Here is a 2,228-nt window from a genome sequence, read left to right as displayed (position 1 = left end):
GTGCAGCGCCGTCCGCAGCGCGCCTTGTCCTGGGCGGCCGGGTCGCCAGGGGCGCTCGGGTCGGCGTGGGAGGCCGTGCCGGCCGTCGACGCCGGGTTCTCCTGGTGGGTGCGAGACGACGCGGGCGGCTGGCACCTGGGGGCGATCGAGGAAGTCAACCCGGTCGGCGGCAGGGAGGGGCTGCTCAGGATGGCCCTGCTGCCGCCGCTCGGCCACTGCACAGCCGCGCTGGGCCTGGAGGTCAGCGGGCCGGTGCAGCAGGTGACGGCGAACCTCCCGGTGCGCTGGTAGCGGCGGCCCGGCCGGCTGGGAGACCCTGGAAACGTGGACGCCGAGACGTACCTGCGGAACCTCGCGGAGTCAGAGCTGCGGCGGTACCGAGACGGCGGCCCGGAGAGCATGCCGGAGGCCACCGAGCGGATGCGGGCGGTGGCGGCGGCGTTCGCCGGGACCGGGGTACTCGAACCTGCTGTCGCGGACACCGTCCTTGACGAGCTCACGACCGCATTGACAATCCGGTCGCCCCGCGATCCGCGGGCGCGTCATAGTGCGCGGCTGCGGCACGTGCGCCAGAGTCCCCTGAGCGCCAGCACTCCGGCCGGTCCTCACACGGTCTCGGTGACGCCTGCCGGCGCGCTGCTCCAGCTGCGCGCCGGCGAGACCGACGTGGACGTTTACCTGTTCGCCGCCATCAGCACGCCAGAGCTGGCGTGTCTGAGCGCGGGCGTCCTCAGCCTCCCCAAGGGCTCGCTGCTCCCCAGGAGCGAGCAGCGGCAAGGCCTGCCATCGCCGTCGCCGCCGCGCCTGCTCTCCGGCTGGGCGCTGCGGGGAGTACCCGGCGACCTGCGCGCGGTGGACGAAACCGGGCGCTCCTACGACCTCGTCTTCAACGGCGGAGGCGACGGCACGTGGTCAACCGGCCAGTTCAGCCTGCTGGCGAACCCGCGCCGCCAGCCGCCTGGCGCCGCGCAGAACTGGACGTGGCTGGATGTCGGCAATGAGGAGCACTCCGTCCGGATCGACCTGACCGCCAGTTCTTCCTCGCCCGAGGTAACGGCGACGCCGAACGGTCTCTGCGCTGGCGAGCAGTTCCTGCGGATCCGCACCGAGGCCGTGCTCGGGAGCGGGTACCACGACATCGGCACCGACCTGCCGGCGCTCGCCGCCATGGTGCCCGCGCTGCGGGCTGTCGGCCTGCTGCCGGAAGACAGCGCGTCCGCACGGCTGGTCGCCGCGCTATGCCGCCGTTACGCGGTTACCGGGGAAGACGTCACCGACCCGCCAGCCGAACTGCCCGTCCGCTGGACTGATGTGCTGACCGGGGGCCAGTACGGTGCCGGGCCGGAAGCCGCCGGAACAAACCCGCCGCCCGCGGCGGCGAGCCTGTCCGTGAGGTTCCCCGAGACCGACGGACTGACGATCGTGCTGTCCGGGCTGCTCACCAGGGGGCAGCGCACCACCATGACCGGCGCGTTCTTCGGCCCGATCGAGGGCGGTTATCCCGAGGGACCGTGCATCTGGCTGCGGGACGACGACGGTCTGTGGCATGTCGCCAAGGTGGGCAGCTGGAGCAGCGGCGGTGTCAACGTGTTCAAGGCCGAGGTAGTTCCCCCGGTGCCGCCGTCCGCCGCTGCCGTCGACATCCTGGTCATCAGTCGCACCGCGGACATGCGCGCCTCCGCCCCGCTCACCTGGTGGACATCATGAACTGGTACGACTCGCTGCCGACGGCGGACACCCAGGTGCCGTGCGGATCCGGCTCGCACACCGTGCGCTGGGAAGCGGGGCAGCTTACGCTGCCATCGCACCCGGACGCTGAGGCCGAGCTTGTGCTCGCCGCGCTCGGCGGGGACAAGCCCGCCTGCGTGGCGATCGCCGAGACCTGGGCCAGGCACACCGCCGACCTCGGGGTCCTCGCCACCGGGCCGCGATGCGTCGCGGACTGGGTGAGCGTCAGCCGGGAGGAGACCGAGCAGCAGCGCACCGGCCTGCCGCCGGTCCTGAGCTCAGGGGTCTCGGGGATCTCGGTGGCGCGGTCCGGGGCAGTGTCCAGGCGGGTAACCCGGCCACGCCTGGGCAGCGGCCTGGCATCGGCACTGGGGTCGGGCATGGCGGAAACCCTGCGCCGCGAGCAGCAGCGGCTGGAGCTGCTCGAACTGCTCGCGCTCGGCGCCGCCCTCCAGTTCCGGCTGAGCGGAGCGGTGTGCGCGGCCTGGGCGGGCCCGGAC

General features: G+C 73.0%; 3 protein-coding genes. All 3 read left to right on the top strand.

The annotated features are described in order from the left end of the window. A partial coding sequence (locus tag WA805_RS03375; RefSeq protein WP_425241619.1) for a hypothetical protein occupies window positions 1–291 on the top strand: 291 nt, incomplete at its 5' end. Between the two features lie 33 nt (window positions 292–324). Next, complete coding sequence (locus tag WA805_RS03370; protein WP_422337580.1) at window positions 325–1,707, top strand: hypothetical protein; 1,383 nt, start codon at window positions 325–327, stop codon at window positions 1,705–1,707. Beyond that, on the top strand, window positions 1,704–2,228 hold a 525-nt coding region (locus WA805_RS03365; protein WP_425241618.1), incomplete at its 3' end, for a hypothetical protein. The genes WA805_RS03370 and WA805_RS03365, both read left to right, overlap by 4 nt.

This window comes from Trebonia sp., from assembly GCF_049794275.1.
Lineage (GTDB): Bacteria > Actinomycetota > Actinomycetes > Streptosporangiales > Streptosporangiaceae > Trebonia.
This window is presented reverse-complemented; position numbering and strand designations above follow the sequence as displayed.